At 70.9% G+C, this 19,952-nt stretch carries 20 protein-coding genes, 1 tRNA gene and 1 pseudogene; 11 read left to right on the top strand and 11 right to left on the bottom strand.

The window, feature by feature from the left end:
- Positions 1-10: 10 nt before the first annotated feature.
- From ABZ193_RS21720 to ABZ193_RS21700, 5 genes and pseudogenes are all read right to left on the bottom strand, one after another.
- Entirely contained in the window at positions 11-772 is a 762-nt protein-coding gene (locus ABZ193_RS21720; protein WP_354711246.1) for a fumarylacetoacetate hydrolase family protein, read from the bottom strand.
- Entirely contained in the window at positions 769-1,548 is a 780-nt protein-coding gene (locus ABZ193_RS21715; RefSeq protein ID WP_020419094.1) for a fumarylacetoacetate hydrolase family protein, read from the bottom strand. Before ABZ193_RS21715 ends, ABZ193_RS21720 begins: the two co-directional genes overlap by 4 nt.
- Positions 1,545-2,975, bottom strand: coding sequence for an aldehyde dehydrogenase (locus ABZ193_RS21710; RefSeq protein ID WP_354711245.1), 1,431 nt, complete (start codon positions 2,973-2,975; stop codon positions 1,545-1,547). Before ABZ193_RS21710 ends, ABZ193_RS21715 begins: the two co-directional genes overlap by 4 nt.
- A complete protein-coding gene (dmpG, locus tag ABZ193_RS21705) occupies positions 2,972-3,985 on the bottom strand; it encodes a 4-hydroxy-2-oxovalerate aldolase (RefSeq protein ID WP_354711259.1) in 1,014 nt (337 codons plus the stop codon). The genes ABZ193_RS21710 and dmpG overlap by 4 nt, the downstream gene beginning before the upstream one ends.
- Before the next feature lie 9 nt (positions 3,986-3,994).
- A pseudogene (locus tag ABZ193_RS21700) lies at positions 3,995-4,666 on the bottom strand (acetaldehyde dehydrogenase (acetylating)); the annotation flags it as partial.
- Positions 4,667-4,803: 137 nt separating this feature from the next.
- Here ABZ193_RS21700 and ABZ193_RS21695 point away from each other — a divergent pair.
- Both ABZ193_RS21695 and ABZ193_RS21690 read left to right on the top strand, forming a co-directional pair.
- Positions 4,804-5,874: an extradiol ring-cleavage dioxygenase gene (locus tag ABZ193_RS21695; RefSeq protein ID WP_020419096.1), complete on the top strand. Its 1,071-nt coding sequence runs from the start codon at positions 4,804-4,806 to the stop codon at positions 5,872-5,874.
- Entirely contained in the window at positions 5,871-6,545 is a 675-nt protein-coding gene (locus ABZ193_RS21690; RefSeq protein ID WP_354711244.1) for a class II aldolase/adducin family protein, read from the top strand. Before ABZ193_RS21695 ends, ABZ193_RS21690 begins: the two co-directional genes overlap by 4 nt.
- On the opposite strand, the gene ABZ193_RS21685 is transcribed toward ABZ193_RS21690, so the two are convergent.
- From ABZ193_RS21685 to ABZ193_RS21675, 3 genes are read right to left on the bottom strand one after another with little or no spacing between them, the layout of a single operon-like run.
- Entirely contained in the window at positions 6,508-8,955 is a 2,448-nt protein-coding gene (locus ABZ193_RS21685) for an excinuclease ABC subunit UvrA (RefSeq protein WP_354711242.1), read from the bottom strand. The genes ABZ193_RS21690 and ABZ193_RS21685 overlap by 38 nt on opposite strands.
- Positions 8,956-8,966: 11 nt before the next feature.
- A complete protein-coding gene (locus ABZ193_RS21680; RefSeq protein WP_020419099.1) occupies positions 8,967-9,812 on the bottom strand; it encodes an NmrA/HSCARG family protein in 846 nt (281 codons plus the stop codon).
- Positions 9,809-10,633 carry an alpha/beta hydrolase gene (locus tag ABZ193_RS21675; RefSeq protein ID WP_027936037.1) on the bottom strand — a complete coding sequence of 275 codons (825 nt, stop codon included), beginning with the start codon at positions 10,631-10,633 and terminating at the stop codon, positions 9,809-9,811. The genes ABZ193_RS21680 and ABZ193_RS21675 overlap by 4 nt, the downstream gene beginning before the upstream one ends.
- A 286-nt stretch (positions 10,634-10,919) precedes the next feature.
- Between ABZ193_RS21675 and ABZ193_RS21670 the strand changes: the two genes are divergently transcribed.
- The 3 genes from ABZ193_RS21670 to ABZ193_RS21660 are packed head-to-tail and all read left to right on the top strand — an operon-like array spanning position 10,920 to position 12,788.
- Complete coding sequence (locus tag ABZ193_RS21670) at positions 10,920-11,621, top strand: thiamine pyrophosphate-dependent enzyme (protein ID WP_354711241.1); 702 nt, start codon at positions 10,920-10,922, stop codon at positions 11,619-11,621.
- Positions 11,618-12,409, top strand: a complete 792-nt coding sequence (locus ABZ193_RS21665; RefSeq protein WP_237335095.1) for an SDR family NAD(P)-dependent oxidoreductase — start codon at positions 11,618-11,620, stop codon at positions 12,407-12,409. Before ABZ193_RS21670 ends, ABZ193_RS21665 begins: the two co-directional genes overlap by 4 nt.
- Positions 12,410-12,461: 52 nt before the next feature.
- Positions 12,462-12,788: an alpha/beta fold hydrolase gene (locus ABZ193_RS21660; RefSeq protein ID WP_237335094.1), complete on the top strand. Its 327-nt coding sequence runs from the start codon at positions 12,462-12,464 to the stop codon at positions 12,786-12,788.
- A gap of 433 nt (positions 12,789-13,221) precedes the next feature.
- Here the strand turns inward: ABZ193_RS21660 and ABZ193_RS21655 are convergent, their stop codons facing one another.
- A complete protein-coding gene (locus ABZ193_RS21655) occupies positions 13,222-14,604 on the bottom strand; it encodes an FAD-dependent oxidoreductase (RefSeq protein ID WP_237335093.1) in 1,383 nt (460 codons plus the stop codon).
- Positions 14,601-15,605, bottom strand: coding sequence for an LLM class flavin-dependent oxidoreductase (locus ABZ193_RS21650; protein ID WP_237335092.1), 1,005 nt, complete (start codon positions 15,603-15,605; stop codon positions 14,601-14,603). Before ABZ193_RS21650 ends, ABZ193_RS21655 begins: the two co-directional genes overlap by 4 nt.
- 58 nt (positions 15,606-15,663) lie before the next feature.
- Here ABZ193_RS21650 and ABZ193_RS21645 point away from each other — a divergent pair, with 58 nt between their 5' ends.
- Positions 15,664-16,818, top strand: a complete 1,155-nt coding sequence (locus tag ABZ193_RS21645; RefSeq protein WP_237335091.1) for an alpha/beta hydrolase fold domain-containing protein — start codon at positions 15,664-15,666, stop codon at positions 16,816-16,818.
- 41 nt (positions 16,819-16,859) lie between these two features.
- Positions 16,860-17,012, top strand: coding sequence for a hypothetical protein (locus ABZ193_RS21640; RefSeq protein WP_237335090.1), 153 nt, complete (start codon positions 16,860-16,862; stop codon positions 17,010-17,012).
- A gap of 175 nt (positions 17,013-17,187) precedes the next feature.
- Here ABZ193_RS21640 and ABZ193_RS21635 read toward each other — a convergent pair.
- Positions 17,188-17,271 (bottom strand) — tRNA-Leu (locus tag ABZ193_RS21635).
- 157 nt (positions 17,272-17,428) lie between these two features.
- On the opposite strand from ABZ193_RS21635, the gene ABZ193_RS21630 reads away from it, so the two are divergent.
- From ABZ193_RS21630 to ABZ193_RS21615, 4 genes are read left to right on the top strand one after another with little or no spacing between them, the layout of a single operon-like run.
- Positions 17,429-17,854 carry a DUF1232 domain-containing protein gene (locus tag ABZ193_RS21630; RefSeq protein ID WP_237335089.1) on the top strand — a complete coding sequence of 142 codons (426 nt, stop codon included), beginning with the start codon at positions 17,429-17,431 and terminating at the stop codon, positions 17,852-17,854.
- Positions 17,855-17,876: 22 nt separating this feature from the next.
- A complete protein-coding gene (locus ABZ193_RS21625; RefSeq protein WP_237335131.1) occupies positions 17,877-18,761 on the top strand; it encodes a DMT family transporter in 885 nt (294 codons plus the stop codon).
- A gap of 28 nt (positions 18,762-18,789) precedes the next feature.
- Positions 18,790-19,233: a hypothetical protein gene (locus ABZ193_RS21620; RefSeq protein WP_020419103.1), complete on the top strand. Its 444-nt coding sequence runs from the start codon at positions 18,790-18,792 to the stop codon at positions 19,231-19,233.
- A complete protein-coding gene (locus tag ABZ193_RS21615) occupies positions 19,234-19,716 on the top strand; it encodes an MSMEG_6728 family protein (protein ID WP_020419104.1) in 483 nt (160 codons plus the stop codon).
- The last annotated feature ends 236 nt before the right edge of the window (positions 19,717-19,952 follow it).

Below are 19,952 nucleotides of genomic sequence, written 5' to 3'. Positions count from 1 at the left end.
CGTCGGTGGGTCAGCGGCAAGCAAGCTCGACCGAGCCCAACCGGTCGATCGAGGCGACGACGACGTCTTTCGGAGCCACCGGGACGGCGGCGGTCAGTCCGCCGGACAGCACGATCTCACCCGCGCGCAGTCCTTCGCCTTCCGTCCACAACCGGCGCACCAGCCACGCCACCGCGGCGGCCGGATGGCCGAGCACGGCCGCGCCGGACGCGGTGGCCGCGACCTTCCCGTTCTTCTCCAGCAGCACGCCGACCAGACGGAGGTCGAAGCCGGACGGATCCACGGGCGGGCCGACCACGTATCGGCCGGCGGAGGTGTTGTCGGCGACGACGTCCGGCATCGTGAATTCGTAGTCGGTGTAACGGGAGTCGAGCACCTCGATCCCCACAGCGACGCCGCGGGACGCGGCGAGGACGTCCGCGGCGGTGACGTGCGGCCCGGCGAGTTCACGGCCCAGGAGGAAGACGATCTCCGGCTCGCACCGGGGCTGGATCAGCGGCGCGGTGTCCAAAGGCTCGCCGAGGTCGACGGCATCCGCTGCGGCGAGATATCCGTGGACGGGGGAGGAGACGCCCACCTGAGCCTGCTTTGCCCGGGACGTCACACCCAGTTTGCGGCCGGCCAGGGGGCCGGCGGCCGCGCGCAGTTCGCGCTGTACGCGGTAGGCGGTCTCGAGGTCGAGTTCCGGGGATTCAGCGGACAGCCTGGGGATCGCGATGCGGTCGGCGACCGCTTTCGCCAGCTGCTCAGCCCACTTGCCGACGTTGTTCATCCGCTCACCCGCACGGTCACCGGTCCCAGGCGGTCGAAGTCGGCGCGGAAGACGTCCCCCGGGGCCATGGGGACGGCCGCGTGCAGCGCGCCGGTCATGATCAGGTGCCCGGGTTCGAGGGCTACTCCGTCGGCACCCAGGACGTTGGCGAGCCAGGCGACGACAGCCACCGGATCACCCAAGGCGGCCGCACCGGCGCCGGTGTCGATCACCACGCCGTTGCGGGTCAATGTCATGCCCACGAGCCGGGTGTCGAACCCATCGATCGGGACGATCCGGCTCGACGTCGCCACGGCGCCGTTGGACGCCAGGTCGGCGACGGTGTCGGCGAGCCGGACGCGCCAGTCTTCGATGCGGGAGTCGACGATCTCCATCCCGGCCACCGCCCCGGCGACCGCCGCCCGCGCTTCCGTGATGGTGACTCCCGGGCCTTCCAGGCGATCACCGAGCACGAACACGATTTCGGCTTCGAGCTTGGGAGCGATGAACCGGCTGAGCGGGATTTCGTCGCCGTCGCGGTAGACGGTGGACACCAGCACCGGCCCGTAGTCCGGTGAATCGACGCCGATCATCTTCTGCATCGGCTCGGACGTCAGCCCGACCTTGTGGCCGACGATGCGGTCGCCGTCGGCGAGCAGCAGGTCGATCAGTTCACGTTGTACCGCGTAGCCGTCGGCCATCCCGAGACCCGGCTCGTCGTCGGTGAACGGGGGGATCGGGGTCCGGGTGCTGCGGGCGTCGTAGAGCGCGCGGGCCTTGTCCCGCGTGTCTTTCACCGTTCGTCCCGGATGGCCATGACCACGGCCTTGGGCTCGGTGAAGAACTCGCGGCTGAAGTTGCCGCCTTCCCGGCCCCAGCCGGAGTCGCCCACGCCGCCGAACGGCGCCCGCAGGTCACGGACGAAGAAACAGTTCGTCCAGACCGTGCCCGCGCGCAGGGCCGCGGAGACCCGGTGGGCGCGGGACAGGTTCTCGGTGAACACCATGGCGTTCAGGCCGAACGGCGAGTCGTTCGCCGCCCGGACGGCCTCGGCTTCGGTGTCGAACGGCGTGATCGTCACGACGGGCCCGAAGACCTCTTGACACTGCAGCGGCGAATCGGCGGGGACCTCGGACACGATCGTCGGCCGGATGACCCATCCGTCGCCGCGCCCGCCGGTGAGCACCTTGCCGCCGGGATCGTCGAGGTAGCCGGACACCTTGCGCCAATGTGTCTCCGACGCCAACGGGCCGACCTGCGTGGCCGGGTCCCGCGGGTCGCCGATCACCAGGGCCTCCGCGGCAGTGACGAAGCGGGCCGTGAACTCCTCGAGCAAGGGACGCTCGACGAAGAGGCGTGAACCCGCCAGGCAGACCTGCCCGGCGTTGGTGAAGATCGCCCTGATCGACCAGTCGACGGCGTTGTCCAGGTCGGCGTCGGCGAAGACCAGGTTGGCGCCCTTACCGCCGAGTTCGAGGCTCACCGGCGTCAGGTTGCGCGCGGCGGCGGCGGCGATGATCCGGCCGGTGCCGGATTCGCCGGTGAAGGTGATCCGGTCGACCCGCGGATCGGTGGTGAGCGCTTCCCCGGCCGACGCGGGTCCGTAGCCGTGCACCACGTTGAACACACCGGGCGGGAACCCGGCCTCGGTCGCCAGCCGGGCCAGGATCGTCGCGCTGGCCGGTGCGTCCTCGGCCGGCTTGAGCACAACGGTATTGCCCCAGGCCAGAGCCGGTGCGACCTTCCACGTCTCCAGCATCAGGGGGAAGTTCCAGGGAGCGATCGCGGCGACGACCCCGGCCGGCTCGAAGCGGGCGTAGGCGTGGTGCCCGGTGTCCGAGGGATAGGCCTCGGAGGTCGCGAGCCGGGCGTGGTCGGCGAAGAAACGGAAGTTCCGCGCCGCACGGGGGACGTCCTTGTCCCGGGCGTCGGCGACCGGTTTGCCCATGTCGCGGGAGTCGGCGAGCGCCAGCTCGTCGGCGTGCTCCTCGACGAGGTCGGCGAGCCGGTGCAGCAGCGCACCGCGTTCGGCGTATCCCATGCGCGGCCACGGTCCTTCGTCGAACGCGCGCCGGGCGGCGGCGATCGCGAGGCCGGCCTCGGCTGGTCCGCCAAGGGCCACGTCGGCCCACGGTTCGCGCGTCCACGGGTCGATCGAGTCGAATCGCGAGCCGTCGAGCGAGTCCTGCTCCCGGCCATCGATGATGTGCCCGAACGAGGTCATCGCCGCTCACCCGCCTGTTCGATCGCAATGTCGGTGATCATGTCTTCCTGGCCGCCGACCAGGCCCAGCTCGCCGCACCGCCGGAGGATGTCGGGAGCGGGCACCTTGTACCGCTCGGCGGCCGTTTCGGCGTGCAGCAGGAACGACGAGTACACCCCGGCCCAGCCCTGCACGACGGCGTTGCGGTCCATCTTCGGCCAGCGGGTCAGGTACGGGCGCACGACGTCCTCGGCCGCGTCCAGCAGGGCCCCGACGTCGAGCCCGGTGTCGATTCCGAGCCGGTCGAACACCGCGGCGAGCACTTCGGTCGGGCTGTTGCCTGCCCCGGCCCCCAGTGCGCACAGCGATCCGTCGATGTACCGGACGCCGGACTCGTACGCGATGACGGAGTTGGCCACGCCGGAGGACAGGTTCTGGTGGCCGTGGTAGCCGACCCAAGCCTCGTCGCCGACTTCCGCGACGAGAGCCTCGAACCGGGCCCGGGCTTCGTGCATGAGCAAGGCGCCCGCCGGGTCGGTGCAGTACGGTGCCTGGCAGCCGGCGTCGACCATGATCCGCGCTTGCTTCGCCAGGTCTTCCGGCGAGACGCGATGGGCCATCATGAGGAACCCCGCGGTTTCCATCCCGAGGTCACGGGCGGCGGTGAAGTGCTGTGGCGATACATCGGCCTCGGTGGCGTGGGTGGCGACCCGGACCAGGTCGGCGCCGTGGTCGCGCGCCCGCTTGAGGTCGCCGACCGTCCCGATTCCCGGAACCAGCAGTACCGCGATCTTCGCTTGCTTCGCTTCGTCGCGAGCGGCGGCGATCAGGCGCGTTTCGTCGGTGCGGGAGAAGCCGTAGTTGAACGACGAGCCCCCGAGCCCGTCGCCGTGGGTGACCTCGATGACCTCGACGCCGGCGCGGTCGAGGGCCCGGACCGTGTCGCGGACCTGCGTCTCGGTGAACCGGTGCGTCATGGCGTGCGAGCCGTCGCGCAGGGTGGTGTCGACGATCCGCACGGCGTGCGGCAGTTCGGGCTCGTGGACCGAAGCCGTGATCGCCGCCCGGTCGGCGTCGGCACCGATCATGCAGAACACGGTGTCGCGCATGATCATCGGCGGCTCGACCGGGTTGAGGATGATGATCGCCTTGCCGCGGCCGGCTCCGCCGACCTCTGCGACGGCGTTGCCGGTGGTCCGGGTGAACTCGTCGATGTTCGCGCGGGTGCCGGGGCCGGCGCCGCGCGACGCGACCGACGCGATGATCTCGGCGTAGGGCACCGGGGTGATCCGGGAGACCGCGTGCACCACGGGGATCGTGGCCTGCCCACCGCAGGTGATCATCGAGACGTTGGGTGCATCGAGGTGCGCGTGCAGGTTGACCGGCGGGCGCACCATCGGCCCGAGGTGGGCCGGGGTGAGGTCGACGGCCTGGATCCCGGCCTCCGCGTAGCGCGGGGCGTTCGCGATGTGGGCCTTCGCGGAGGTCGCCTCGAACACGAGATCCGGCAGCGGGTCCTGCCGCAGCAGCCAATCCACGCCCTCCGCAGACGCTCCGACGCCTTTCGCGCGGGCCCGCGCCAGGCCGTCGGACTCCACCACGCCGACCACGTAACGGACATCGATCACCTGGCTTCGCTGCAGTTTGGCCAGCGGATCGGTCCCGATGTTCCCCGGCCCCACGATCGCTGCCGTCACCTTCGTTCGGCTCATACGACCCAGGTTCGTGGCCGCGGGCGCAAAGCCGAAGCGGACCGTTTCTCTCATCGAAACGGCAACCGTTGACGCTCCGGCGAAGCCGGTATTCACTGCGCTTCTTCCCGACGGACACGACGATTGCGAGGAACACCGTGGGCGAAATTCTCGGGATCGGGGTGACGCACTACCCGCCACTGTCCGGGGTGGACGAGGACATGGCGTGGCTGCTGCGGAAGAACCTCCAGGATCCGCTCGTGCCCGAGCACGCGAAAGATCCGGCCTCGTGGCCGGAACGGATGCGGCAGGAGTGGGGTTCCGACGAGGGCCGGGCCGCGGCGACCCGGCACCGGGAACGGCTGGTGTCCGCCCTCGACCACTGCCGCTCGGAGATCGACGCCTTCGAGCCGGACGTCGTCCTGATCTGGGGCGACGACCAATACGAGAACTTCCGCGAGGACATCATCCCGCCGTACGCGGTCCTGGCCTATCCCGACCTGACGATCAAGCCGTGGGCGACCATGGCGCACTCGTCGGGCATGGACGACAAGCCGAACGTGTGGAACGAGGGCCCCGACACGGTGCTGGAGGTGAAGGGCGCTCCGGACATCGCGAGGGGCTTGGCGAAGGACCTCCTGGAGCAGGGGATCGACGTCTCGTACGCGTACCGGCCTCTCCATCAGGAAGGGTTCGCGCACGCCTTCCTCAACACCTTGCTCTACCTCGACTACCACCGCCGCGGGTTCCCCTATCCGGTCATCGCGTTCCCGCTGAACTGCTACGGATCGCTCGTCGTGGCGAACAAGGGGTTCGCGGTGTCCCTCGGCGAGACGCCCGCGCAGCTGGATCCGCCGTCGCCGCCGCCGTGGCGGTTCATGGAGGTGGGCCGGGCCGTGGCGCGGGCGTTCGCCGCCACCGACCTTCGGGTCGTCCTCGTCGCGTCCTCCAGCTGGAGCCACGCCTTCAACACCGACAAGACGTGGCGACTCCAGCCCGACGTCGCCGCCGACCGCGTGCTGTACGACGCGATGACCAAGGGCGACTACGACGTCTGGCGCACCCGGACGACGACGGAGATCGAGGACAGCGGCCAGCAGGAGCTGCTCAACTGGTACACGTTGGCCGGGGCCATGGAGGAACTCGGCCGTCCGAAGCCGGACTGGAGCGTGTTCGAGGAGTCCTACGTCTTCAACTCGTCCAAGGTGTTCGCGGTCTACCGGCCGTGAAACCGGACCTGCAGCGCATGCTCCGGACCGCGGCCAGGGCGCTGTCCGGGGCGGGACTCGTCACGGCGTACGGGCACTGCTCGTTCCGGCGCGACGAGTCCACTTTCCTCGTCACGCCGGCCGTCCCACTGGGACAGATCGGGCGACGACCCGGCATCGTCGCCGCGGTGACCGGCGAGCTGCCCCGCGATGTTCCGGGTGAGGTCCGGCTGCACCAGGCGATCTACCGGCGCCGAGCCGACGTCGGTGGTATCGCGCGAGTGCTACCCGTCGCGGTGCGGGCGCTGTCGGCGCTCGGGTGCACCGCGCGTCCGCTCGACGGTACCGGGGCGTACTTCGCTCCGGGACCGCCGTTGTGGCCCGATCCCCGGCTGGTCCGGACGGAGATGGCCGCGGAGTCGGTGGCGGAAGCGCTGGGGAACGCGCCGGCGATCGTGCTTCGCGGCAACGGTGCGGTCGTCGTGGGTGAGTCATTGCCGCGGGCTGTGGTTCTCGCGCAGTTCCTCGAGACCGCGAGCGAAATGGATCTGGCCGTGCGGTCCACCGGTGCCGGCGCCGTCGAATTCAGCGCGGACGAAGCCACAGCCCGTGCGGTGTGGACCGGCGGGATCGAGGAGCGCATGTGGTGCTACCTCACTCGCGACGCCCCCGAAGCCCGACGCGTTCGGTGAGGTACGGGCCGGTGACGCTGGCGGGGTCGGCGGCGACTTGGTCCGGCGTCCCCTGGGCGACGATGCGGCCACCGCCGGGGCCGCCGACGGGGCCCAGGTCGAGCACGTGGTCGGCCGCGGCGATCAGGTCGAGGTCGTGGTCGATGACGACGACAGTGGCCCCGGCGTCCAGGAGGCGGTCGAACACCGCCACCAGGGCGCGGATGTCGGCCGGATGCAGTCCGGTCGAGGGCTCGTCGAGCACATACAGCACGTTCCGCTGGCTGCTGCGCAGGCGCGCGGCGATGCGCAGGCGCTGGGACTCCCCGCCGGACAGGGCCGGCGTCGGCTCACCGAGCCGCAGGTACCCCAGCCCGACCTCGGCCACGGGCCGCAGCGGCCGGACAATGGTGGGCACGTCGGCGTAGCGTTCCAGGGCTTCGTCGACCGTCAGCTCGAGAACGTCCGCGATCGTGAGACCGTCCATACGCGACTCGAGCGTCTTCTCACCGAACCGCGCGCCGTGGCAGGTCGGGCACTCCACCGTGATGTCGGGCAGGTACTGCACGTCCAGGTCGATCGAACCGAGGCCCTTGCAGGTCGGGCACTGCCCCTCCTTCGTGTTGAAGGAGAACTGCCCGGCGGCCTGTCCGGTCGCGGCCGCGAAGCGGGCTCGGATCGCGTCGAAGGCACCGGTGTAGGTGCCCGGAGTGGACCGGGCGTTGAGGCCGATCGGCGTCGCGTCGATCTCCACGACGCCGCGTAGCGGTCCCAGCTCCAGCCGGGCGACGTGGCCGGGCAGCGGCGTGCCGGCCAACTGTGCCCGCGCAGCGGGGACCAGGCTTTCCAGCACCAGGGCGGTCTTGCCCGTGCCGGACGGGCCGGCGATCGCGGTGAGCCGGTTGAGCGGGAACGTGGCCGTCACCCCGGACAGATTGTGGAGGCTGCTGACGGTGATGGTGGCCGGTTCGCCGGCGCGCGGTCGTGGCGCGCGCTCGACCGTTTCGCGGCCCGTCAGGAACGGGCCGATGATCGACCGCTCGTCGGCTTCGATCTCGGCCGGGGTGCCCTCGGCGACGACCGTGCCGCCCTGCCGCCCGGCACCAGGGCCAAGCTCGATGATCCAGTCGGCGGTGCGGATCACGTCGAGGTCGTGCTCGACCAGCACCACCGAGTTGCCGTTGCGCACCAGGGCGTCGATGGCCTTGCGCAGCCCCGCGACATTGCTCGGGTGGAGCCCGACGGACGGCTCGTCCAGGACGTACAGCATGCCGGTCGTGCTCGCGTGGACAGTCGAGGTGAGCTCGATGCGCTGCCGCTCGCCGGTGGACAACGTCGATCCGGCCCGGTCCAGGTTCAGGTAGCCGAGGCCGAGCTCCAGCAGCGGGGTGAGCGCACCGGTGAGCTCACCGACCAGCCCGGTGGTCAGCCGGGTCAGCTCGGCCGGCATCAGCGCGGGCAGGCCGCCGGCGAACGCGGCGAGGTGGTCGAGGTCCTGAGCACTGAGTTCGGCGAGGTCGCGGCCGTCCAGGTGGCTGGTCAGGGCCTCGGACCGCAGCCGGGAGCCGTGGCAGACCGGGCAGGTGTGCGTGACGAGGAACTTGCTCTTCTCCGAGCGGCGGGCGGCGGTGATGGCGTTGTCGTAGGTGACCTCCAGGGTCACCTGCCTGCCGTTGCGGCCCGAGACGACGACCTGCTGCCGCACCGGCTCGCCGTGCATGACGAAATCCTTCTCCCGGGCGGTGAGCTCGCGGTACGGCACGTCCAGCCGCACTCCCAGCTCACCGGCGGCGTACCGGCTCAGCCGCCGCCCGCCGACGTTCCACGACAGCACCGCGCCCTCGTCGATCGTCTTGCCTGGGTCCGGCACCAGCGCCGTGGGGTCGACCTCGGTGCGCACGCCCGTCCCGTCGCAGCCCGGGCAGGCACCGACGGAGTTGAACGCGAACGACTCCGCGCCCGGGTGCTCAAACCGCACCCCGCACACCGGGCACACGATCTCCATCCCCTGCGTGGCGACCGCCGGTGGCACATCGTGGCCGTTGGGACAGCGGTGGGTCCCCAGACGCGACATGATCAACCGCAGGACGTTGAGGACCTCGCTCATCGTCCCGACCGTGCTGCGCGGTCCGGGGACCGGTGGCCGCTGCCGCAACGCGAGCGCCGGTGGCAAGTGGTCGATGCGGTCGGCGTCCGGCCGCTGGGCCTGGCCGATCCGCCGCCTGCTGTAGGTGGACAGGCCCTCGAGGAACCGGTGCAGCCCTTCGGCGTACAGCGTCCCCATCGCGAGCGACGTCTTCCCCGACCCCGACACCCCGGCCACCGCCACGGTCCGCCACAGCGGCACGTCGACGTCGAGGTCGCGCAGCGAGTTGTGCCGCACGCCGCGGACCTCGATCGCGCGGGGGAGGTGATGCGGCCGGGGTGTCATCACGGGCTCCTTCACGGGTTGGCGCCGGACAGGAAGGCGGGGAAGGACCGGATCCCGGGCCGCAGCGCCGAGGTGGTGGCGAAGTCGGCCTGGTACCCCGGCGTGGTCGCGAGCCAGGTGTACATCGCCTGCCGGTCCGCGTCGGCGACCGCGTCGATCGGCGTCGGCTCGAACCGGGTGGGGCGGCCCGAAGCCTCGGCGAAGGCCGCCGCCATCTGCTCCGGCGTCAGCTCGTCGCCGGCGATCTCCAGCTGACCGCCCGGGATGGCGTCGGGGTCGAGGACCGCCCGGGCGGCGATCGCGCCGATGTCGTCGGAGGCGATCATCTGGACCGGCACCCCTGGCGCGAAGGCGTACCGGAAGACCTGCCCGTCCGCCTCGGCGGTGACGACACCGGCACGCATCAGGTTTTCCATGAAGAAGACCGGCCGGATCACGGTCAGCGGCACGCCGGTCGAGCGCAGCCGCTGTTCGATCGCCCACTTGCTCTCGAAGTGGGGGATCCCGGTCGCCCGGTCCGCGCCGCCGACGGAGCTGTAGACCACGGACGGCACTTTCGCGGCGACGACGGCGTCCGCGATGGCCGATCCCTGCCGGACTTCCGAATCCGCCCCGTCGGCGTTGTACGTCGTCATCGCGAAGACCGCGGCTGTGTCCTGGAAAGCGGCCACCAGCGAGCCCGCGTCCGCCAGGTCGGCGCGGACGGTGTCCGCGCCGGCCTCCCGCAGCCGGTGCGCGCTCGCGCTGTCGGGGTCGCGGACCAGCGCGAGGACGTGTGCGCCGTGCTCGAGAAGGTGGCGGGCCACGGCGCCGCCTTGGCGGCCGGTGGCGCCGAGCACCGCGATCGGGCTGCTCATGACCGGATGAAGTCGAGCAGGTCGGCGTTGATGGTGTCGGCCTCGGTGGCGGGCATGCCGTGCGGGAATCCCGGGTAGGTCCTGAGGGTGCCGTTGCGCAGCAGCCCGGCCGAGAGCGGGCCCGAGTCCGCGTAGGGGACGATCTGGTCGTCGTCGCCGTGCATGACGAGGGTCGGGACGGTGATCTTCTTCAGGTCTTCGGTGAAGTCGGTCTGGGAGAAGGCGACGATCCCGTCGTAGTGGGCCTTCGCGCCGCCTTCCATGCCCTGGCGCCACCAGTTGCGGATCAGACCCTGGGAGGGTTCGGCGCCGGGGCGGTTGAAGCCGTAGAACGGGCCGGAGGCCAGGTCGAGGTAGAACTGGGCCCGGTTGGCGGCCAGCTGGGCCTGCAGGTCGTCGAAGACGCTCTTGGGCAGGCCGCCGGGGTTGGCGTCGGTCTGCACCATCAGCGGCGGCACGGCCGCGATCAGGACGGCTTTGGAGACGCGGGATTCGCCGTGGCGGGCGAGGTAGCGCACGACCTCGCCGCCGCCGGTGGAGTGGCCGACGTGAATGGCGTCGTGCAGGTCGAGGTGGCTGGTCAGCGCGGCCAGGTCGTCGGCGTAGTGGTCCATGTCGTGCCCGTCGGCGACCTGCGCGGAGCGGCCGTGCCCGCGCCGGTCGTGGGCGATGACCCGGTAGCCGTGGGCCAGGAAGAACAGCAGCTGGGTGTCCCAATCGTCCGCCGAGAGAGGCCAGCCGTGACTGAACACGATCGGCTGACCGGTACCCCAGTCCTTGTAGAAAATCTCCACGCCATCAGCAGTCGTGATCGTCGGCATGATGCACTCTCCATTCCTAGCGGCGAAGCCTTCGCCTCGCCATCCGAAGGTGTCACTATCTTGGGCCCGGCTCCGCCCGGCAGGGCCCGTCAGATGACTGGTCCCCCGACGGTCGGCCAGGTCCTCCTGGCCGTCGGATATCACCTGCGCCGGTCCACGGCATGGGTCTGATGCACGTCGCAATCAGGTGCTCCGTGTTGAGGCATTTGATCGACGAAGCCGCGTCGGCGAGGACGAGAGCGGGAACGGGCCGCGCGGCATCGCGCTCATGGGCAGTGCGCTGACCATGACCGTGGCCATCAGACCACGGCGAAGCACCGCCCGCAGGCGGAGGTGGCGTGCCGGCACCGCGACCGAGTCCGGCCGCCTGCACCCGTACCATGCGGCGCGCGAAGTGATGGCCGCGCTGCCGCCCCGGACCGTCGGTGTGTTCGACGGTGGCGAAGTCCCGGCGTGGGCCGGATACCACTTCGCCGCCGAGGAGCCGAACAGCGTCTTGCGCCTGGGCTACCCGGGATGTCTCGGCGTGGGCCAGGGGTTCGCCATCGGGGCCCACCGCGCCGACCCCGACCGCCCGGTCCTGCTGTTCACCGGCGACGGCTCGGCGGCTTTCCACCTGTCCGAGTTCGACACCATGGTGCGGCACGGAATCCCGGTGGTCACCGTGGTGTTCACCAACGCGGTCTGGGGCATGTCGATCCACGGGCAGCAAGCCGTGTTCGGCCAGTCCGGGGTGGTGGTTTCCGAACTCGCCGACAGCGCCTACGAACAGGTCGCGATCGCGTTCGGTGCTTACGGGGAACGGATCGAGCGGCTCGAGGACATCGGTCCGGCGGTCGCGCGCGCGTTCGCTTCCGGGCGGCCGGTCTGCCTCAACATCGCCGTCGCCGCCGAGCCGGTGCACCCGACGACCACGGCGATGGTGGGTGATGTCACGGCGACCGACCTGATCGTCGTCCCCTACTACGAGAACATTCCGATCGGATGAGCAGCATGAACCCCAGCAGCACAACGGATCCGCGGGTGGTGGTCGTCATCGGCGGCGCGTCCGGGATCGGGCTGGCGACCGCCGAGCGGTTCGCCCGTGATGGCGCGACTGTCGTGGTCGCCGACCTCGACGGCGACCTCGCGACGACCCGCGCCCGCGAACTGGGTGGCCGCAGCTGGGCCCACCAGGTGCGGATCACCGACGACGACGCGGTCGACACGATGTTCGACCTGGTGGGATCCCGCTCGGGCCGTGTAGACGCGGTGGTCAACTGTGCGGGAACGAGTGCCGTCGCGCCCCTGACCGGCTTCGACGCGGACGACTGGCGGCGGGTCGTCGACGTCTGCCTGACCGGTGCGTTCCTGGTGATCAAACACACGGCCCGCCGCATGGATGAGTATGGGTCGATCGTCACGATCGCCTCCCTGAACGCGACCCAGCCGGCCGCGGGCATGGCGGCCTACTGCGCCGCCAAGGCCGGGGTGGTGATGCTGACCCAGGTCGCGGCGCTGGAACTGGGGCCGCAGAAGATCCGGGTCAACGCGGTCTCTCCGGGGCTGGTGGATACTCCGCTGGTCGCCCCGTTGCTGAGGGTCCCCGGATTGGCTGAGGAGTTCACGGACAACACGCCGCTCGGCCGGAGCGGGATCCCGGAGGACGTCGCCAACGCGGTCCACTTCCTGTCCACACGGGACTCGTGGATCACCGGGGAGACGCTGACCCTGGACGGTGATGCGCACACGCGCCGGTACCCGGACGTGCTCGCCAAGCTGACAGCCGGCCGGTGAGGTGAGAGAGGTCGTCTTCTGTGGATTTCCCGAGCAGGAGAGTACCGTCGGCTTGATCACCCTCAACGTGATCGACGTCGGCACGGGGCCCGCGGTGCTGTTGCTGCACGGCTTTCCGGACCGCGCCACGATGTGGCGTCACCAGATCGAGGCGCTCAGTGCCGTCGGTTACCGGGTGATCGCCCCCGATCTGCGGGGTTTCGGTGAAAGTGATCGCCCGGACGGTGTGGACGCCTACGCGTTGGAGCACATTCTCGGTGACGTCACCGGTCTCCTGGACGTGCTGGACGTCTGGTGTGCCGCCGTGGCCGCACACGATTGGGGTGCCTTGGTGGCCTGGGCCCTGGCGGGCGTGCGAGGACTGGAGGTGGTTCCGTGACTGGGCCTACGACGGCGCGTCGCGGACGGATGACCCCGGCCTCGACTGTCAGCTGACCGATCTGGCCCGGCCCGGCGCCCTCACCGCCGGCCTGAACTGGTACCGCGCCAACGTCCCCGCGGACACGTTCGCCCTGTGGGACCGGCACGCCGACCTGCCGCCCATGACCTGCCGGGTGCTGGGTGTCTGGGGCGATCGGGAGATGGCGCTGACCGAACGGCAGATGACCGACTCGGTCCGCTACCTAACGGGTCCTTGGCGCTACGCGCGCCTGCCCCGGATCGGGCGCTGGATCCCGGCGCACGCTCCGGGCGCACCAGCGAACTCCTGCGCCCACAATAGCTTCACTCCGCGATCTGGCGCCAACTGGGCTTGCGACCGTTGCAGATCTTTCATCGAGAACACACCCGTCCGGGCTGCGCTCTGTCTCGCACTACGCCTCGCGGACCGGCGGGGCCGCCAGGACCTCGTTGAACGCCTCCGTCGACGACGGGTGCGTGTAGATCGCATCCCTCAGCTCGCTCGCGGTCACGCCGTGGCGCATCGCCAGCGTGACCGCGTTGATCAGCTCCTGAGAGTCGATGCTAAGCAAGGCCGCACCCAGCAATTCATCCGTCTCGCGGTCGATGACGAACTTCATCAGCCCGCGCGTCTCGCCGACGATCTTCGCCCGGGGCATCCCGGCGATGTCCGCCACGGCTTTCTCGACGACCTTCACTGGAAGTCCCTGTTCGACCGCTTCGCGCTCGGTCAGTCCGACGCGCGACAGCGCTGGGGTCATGAACACCGTGTACGGCACGAACCTGCGATCCAGAGTGGACCGACGGCCCGCGCCGATCAGCTGGTCGGTGATGATCCGGCTGTCGTCGAGGGAGATGTAGGTGAACTGCGGGCCACCGTTGACGTCGCCGACGGCGTAGATGTGTGGCTGGCTGGTGCGCAGGGACTCGTCCACCTCGATCGCGCCGGACGGGGTGGTGCGCACGCCGGCCCGGTCGAGGCCGAGCCCCTCGGTCACCGGGCGGCGACCGGTCGCCGCGAGTACGTCGTCCGCGGCCAGCGTGTGCGTCCGGCCGCCGGCTTCGTAGGTGATCTTGACGCCCTCGCCGGTGTCGCGCACGTCCGTGACGTGGGCGCCGGCGACGAACTCGACGCCCGCGTCACGCAGGATCCCGGTGGCCGCCGCGGCGATGTCGTCGTCCTCGCGGGGCATGATCCGCGGGCCTGCGTCCAGCACGGTGACGGCGCTGCCGAACTGGGCGTAGACGGACGCGAACTCCACGCCCACGTACCCGCCGCCGAGGATCGCCAGGCGCTGCGGCAGGTGGTCGAGGTCGATCAGTTCGGTGCTGGTCAGCAGGTGGGCGCTCGTGCGCAGCCCGGGGATCGGCGGGACGATCGGCTCGGCGCCGGTGTTGACCACGATCGTGTCCGCGCCGAGTTCGAGGACGTCGTTGCCTGCGGTGACCCGGACCGTCTTCGGGTCGAGGAATTCCGCCCGTCCGGTGATCACCACCACCGAGTCGATCGTGTCGAGCATGGCGAAGTTCTTGCCGCGCAGGGCGCTGGTGAGCGAGCGGGTGTCCTCGACGGCCTGGCGGTGGCGTTCTCCCGGGCTGCCGGCCCCGGGGTGCTCGGCGTGGTGGACGAGCGCCTTCGTCGGGGCGCAGCCGATGTTGATGCAGGTGCCGCCGTACATCGCGGCGGACTGCTCGACCATCGCCACGCGCTTGCCGAGCCGGCCCATCGTCGCCGCGAGCGTCTTGCCGCCCTTGCCGAAACCGATCACGAGCAGGTCGAAGTGCGTGTCCTTCATGCGCCCATCATCCGGCGGTCCGCGCGATCCAGCCTCACGTGATCGGCTCGTTTTCCGTCGGATTCGTCTCTCGACACGTTCTGCTCGCCCAGCAGCCGACGGACCTCGGGCACCACCTCGCCGGCGAACGCGGTGATCTGGTCGGTCGTCTCGTGCTCGGGCCAGAACACGAACGAGGTGAACGGCTGCTCGGAGCCCAGCCGCGCCAGCACTTCCGCCCACTGCCCGGCGGTGCCCCGCACGGGCGAGGTGCCCTCGTCGAGCCGTGGCCGGCCTTTGGCTGTCGTGATGGTGCCGACGACCTGCGCGATGCGGCGCACGGACGCCGGATCGCGGCCTGCGGCGACGGCGGCTTTGTCGATCAACCGGTTGGCTTCACCCCATCTCTCGTAGGGCAGGTAGGCGGCGATCGGCGCGGCCCACCCGTCGGCGATCTCGCCGGTGAGAGCCAGCGCCTTCGGGCCCTGGGCTCCGGTCCAGATCTCGATCGGGTGCGCGGGAGCCGGGCCCGCTGGCACGCCGGCGAGCGAGTAGTGCTCTCCCGCCAGCTCGACTGGTGCCACGTCGTCCGCCCACAGCGCGCGGATCAGGACGATTGCCTCCCGCAACGCGGTGTTCGCCTCGCGGGGGGTGCGCCGGGGCACGCCCATCCGGGTGATCGCGTCCCAGTACCCGCCGGCGCCGAGCGCCAGCTCCAACCGTCCGCCGGACACGATGTCGAGCGCGGCCGTCGTCTTCGCCAGCACAGCGGGCGGGCGGAGGGGCAGGTTGGCGACGTCCGGGAAGACGCTGATCGTCCGCGTCGCGGCCAGGATCTGGTCCAGCACCACGAACGCATCCAGATAGGACGGCACGTAGGGGTGGTCCTGAACGCCGACCAGGTCCAAGCCTCCTTCTTCGGCGGCCAGGGCGCGAGCGCAAACGGAGGCGATGTCGAGGGCCGGGGTGAGGGACACGCCGAACCGCAGGGAGACGGCCGCCACAGCGTCGAATTTAGTCATGCTTTATGACTATCATAGTTGAGTACTACCTGGCGGACCGCAGATTGAGGAGCTGACGATGTCGGTCATCGAGCTGACCACGTTCACCGTGGCACCGGAGAACACCGAGGCGATGCTGGCCGCGCGCCCGGGCATGGTGGCCGCGTTCCGGGAGGACCGGCGCGGCTTCCTCGCCGCGCGCCTGGTCCGCCTCGACGAGCGGACGTGGCTGGACTTCGTCGAGTGGACCGACGACGCCGCGTGGGACGAGTCGAAGGCCAAGGGCGCCAACCTCCCCGCGATCGGTGCCTTCTTCGCCACCATTGGCTCACTGGTCGGCGCCGAACGCGGCGTGCGCTACGACGACGCCGAAGACGCCGCCCGGCGGGTCCGCACCGTCGCCTACGGCCCCGAGCCGTCGCAGGTCGGCGAGCTGTATCTGCCCGAAGGCGACGGCCCCTTCCCCGTCGTCGCCGTCCTCCACGGCGGCTATTGGACCGCCATGTGGGACCGCCGCCAGATCACCGACGTCGCCGACGACCTCGTCGGGCGCGGCTATGCGGTGTGGAACGTGGAATACCGCCGGATCGGCGAGCCCGGCGGCGGCTGGCCCGGCACCTTCCTCGACGTCGCTGCCGCGATCGACGCCCTCGACGGCCTCGACCCGGCCCTCGACACCACCCGCGTCGTCCTCCTCGGCCACTCTGCCGGCGGGCACCTGGCCACCTGGGCCGCCCACCGCGGCGCGCTTCCGCCCGAAACACCCGGCGCCTGCCCGAAGATCACCCCGGTCGGCCTGGTCGAACTGGCCGGCGCGCTCGACCTGCGGGCCGCCGACGCGGCAGGCTTCGGCAAGGTCCTCGCCGACCCGGACGCCGAGCCGCCGAAGGACGCGCCCGAACCGGCCCGGCCCGATGTGTGGCCCGCGGTCTCCGGCGCCGTCGGCGACGGGATCGTGCCGCTGCTGGCCGACGGGCACTACGCCTGGACCTCGCCCTTGGAACTGGCTGGTGACGGCGTCCCGGTCCTCGCCGTGCACGGCACCGCCGACGAGGCCGTCCCCGCCGAATGGAGCCGCCGCTACGCGGAGAAGGTGACCGCCGAGGGCGGCACCGCCCGTTACCTGGAGGTCGAAGGCGGCACGCACTTCGACGTCGTCCACCCGGGCCACCCGGTCTGGGTGGAGATCACCGGGTGGATCGGGGAAACCGTCACCGGGCGGCGGCCGGGCTGATCGTTAGGCTGTCCGCGGAAGGCGACGGCGAGGAGCGGCGGATGGTGACCCGGGCGGAACGCAACGCGACGAACCCCGACCTGGGCGTGCTCGCGGGCCGGTTGCTGTTCGCCGTGCGGCGCGAGCTGTTCTCGACGCTGGCGGGGCGGCTGCCAGAGCCGAACTGGAAGGTGCGCCCGCCCCGGCGGCCGTAACCGACGCCGAGATACACGCCATGATCGACTCGCTCGGTGACGTGGGGGCGAAGCTGACGGAAGCCGACCCAGGAGCGCTCAACCAGTTGTGCGGCGAGCTCGGCGTAGGGCTCCTCTACGAACCAAAGGGGCGCACCGTGATTGCTACGGTGTCGCCCCGTGTGGCTAGCGCGTGTGTCCGAGGGGGGACTTGAACCCCCACGCCCTTTACGGGCACTAGCACCTCAAGCTAGCGCGTCTGCCATTCCGCCACTCGGACCTGTTCTTCTCTTGTGCGCACAAGAGTAGCCCATCCGCGGACGCTCGTTCACGGGGGGTGGGTCACTGCGCGTGATCAACAGTGCGCTATAAGAGCGGCCGGTCACACAGGGTGAGGCGGGTAGGCTCCTGCCGAGGCCTACCCGGAGGAGCGCGAAGTGCCTGGTTGGCTCACGGGCGTCCTGATCGCGGCTGGGGTTGTCCTCGCCACGTGGGCGCTGCTGATTCTCCTCGCGAAGCTGCTGCCGCCGGGGTTGGCCAGGGATCTCGCGCGGCTCCTGCCGGACTGTGTGATCACCGTCAAACGGCTCCGAAAGGATCCGCGCGTGCCGCGGCGGGCGAAGGTCGCCGTCGTGGTCGCGGGGCTTTGGGTGCTCTCGCCGATCGACCTGATTCCCGAGTTCCTGCCGGTCATCGGGCCTCTCGACGACGTTCTCGTCGTCGCGCTGGCGTTGCGGTATGCGGCGCGCCTCGTACCACGAGAGGTGCTGGCACAGGCCTGGCCGGGCAACCGCGAGCTGCTGGACCGGCTCGTCGGGCGTCGTGGCGAAAAATCGCCGGACACCGACACGTCCGGCGAATAGCGTCCGGGTCGTGGATCTCAGCATGGACCGCCGCGCGATGGTCGCGGCCCTCACCACCGTCGTCCTGTGGGCGTCGGCCTTCGTGGCCATCCGGGCGGCCGGTGAGCACTTCGCGCCGGGCGCGCTGGCGCTCGGGCGGCTCGTCGCCGGCGCGCTCACCCTCCTCGTCTTCCTGGTCATCCGGCGCGAAGAGCTGCCGAAACGCGAGGCGTGGCCGGGCATCGCGGGGGCGGGCGTGCTGTGGTTCGGCGCCTACATGGTGGTCCTGAACTGGGGCGAACAGCTCGTCGACGCGGGCACGGCCGCCATGCTGGTCAACGTCGGCCCCATCCTGATCGCCCTGCTCGGCGGCTGGCTGCTGCGCGAAGGCTTCCCCGGGCGGCTGCTCGCGGGGCTCGCCGTCTCCTTCGCAGGCGCCGTGGTCGTGGGGCTGTCGATGTCCGGCCGCGGCCACGCGCCCGTCCTCGGCGTGGTGCTCTGCCTGCTCGCGGCCATCACCTACGCGGGTGGCGTGGTCAGCCAGAAACCCGCTCTGAAGCACGCCTCGGCCCTCCAGGTCACCACCTTCGGCTGCCTGATCGGCGCCCTCGCGTGCCTGCCATTCGCCGGGCAGCTCCTCGACGACCTCGCGACCGCGCCCGCCGAGGCCACCCTCAGCATGCTCTACCTCGGCGTCTTCCCGACCGCGCTCGCCTTCACGACCTGGGCGTACGCGCTTGCCCGCACGACCGCGGGCAAGATGGGCTCGACCACCTACGCCGTGCCGGCCGTGGTGGTGCTGATGGCCTGGGCGGTGCTCGGCGAGGTCCCGGGCTGGCTCTCGCTCGCCGGCGGGGTCCTCTGCCTGGCCGGGGTGGCGGTCTCGCGCACGAAACGTGAACCCGTGCTCGTCCGGCAACGGTTGTGAGACGGTTCGCGGTGGGTACCCCGCCGGCATGACTGACGCCCGTCTCGACGACGAGAACCCCGAGGCCGACCGGTACGACCGCGCGACGGTGGAGGCAGTAGGCAAGCTCACCGAGGCCCTGGAGACCCTCGAGGTCGCGCGCGGGCACCTCTACCAGTTCCACCGCATGACCGGCACCACCGACTTCGCCGTCGGCGAGGCCGTCGAGCTGCTGCGCAAGGCCGGCCACGACGAGCTGGCCGACCGCATCGCCCGCGAGCTGGTGGGCCGCAACGTGCTGCCAGGGCGGTGGACGTTCCAGGTGGTCGAGGACTTCGACGACACCTACTACCAGCCGTTCCGCGCGTTCGAGCGGCAGGCGCGCGAGCTGACCGGCGGGCGGCGGCACCTGTTCGAGGCGGAGCTGAAACGGGAGCGGCGCTCGCGGGGGGTGGCCGGGCACGAGGCGACGCCGGACGAGCGGGTGGGCTGAATGCAGACGTTCCTGCCCTACCCGGGCTTCGCCGAAACCGCGCGGGTGCTGGACACGCGGCGCCTCGGCAAGCAGCGCGTCGAGACGCTGCAGGTGCTGCGGGCGCTGACGGTGCCGAACTACGGGTGGCGGCACCACCCGGCGGCGAAGATGTGGACCGGCTACGAGGAGGCCCTGACCCGCTACGGGCTGGAGGTGTGCCGGGTGTGGTGCGCGGCCGGGCACACCGACACGTGCGCGGTGAAACTGACCGACGACCTGGCGCGCGCGGTCGGGGTGCCGCAGCCGCGGGACGAGCAGGCGCTGCGGGAGGCGGGGGAGATGCCGCCGTGGCTCGGTGACCCGGAGTTCCACCGCAGCCACCAGTCGGCGCTGCTGCACAAGGATCCGGAGCATTACCGGCGGTTCTTCGACGGGGTGCCGGACGACCTGCCTTATGTGTGGCCGGCATCGGATCGGCCGTCGCGGTTGGTCCGCTCGTGAAGGTGCCGGTGGTGGTGGGAGCGCACGGTGGGGTGGCGGGATTGAAAGGGCGCGCTGGTAGAGGACGGCCTAGGCGGCCGTCGCGGTTGGGTCCGCTCGTGAAGGTGCCGGTGGGGTGGTGCGGGGATTGGATGGGCGCGTTGGTGGTGGACGGCCTGGGGCGGCCGTCGCGGGTTGGTCCGCTCGTGTGGGTGCCGGTGGTGGGGGAGTGCCCGGTGGGGTGGCGGGATTGAAAG

This window comes from Amycolatopsis sp. NPDC006125, assembly GCF_040614195.1.
GTDB lineage: Bacteria > Actinomycetota > Actinomycetes > Mycobacteriales > Pseudonocardiaceae > Amycolatopsis_E > Amycolatopsis_E tucumanensis.
This window is presented reverse-complemented; position numbering and strand designations above follow the sequence as displayed.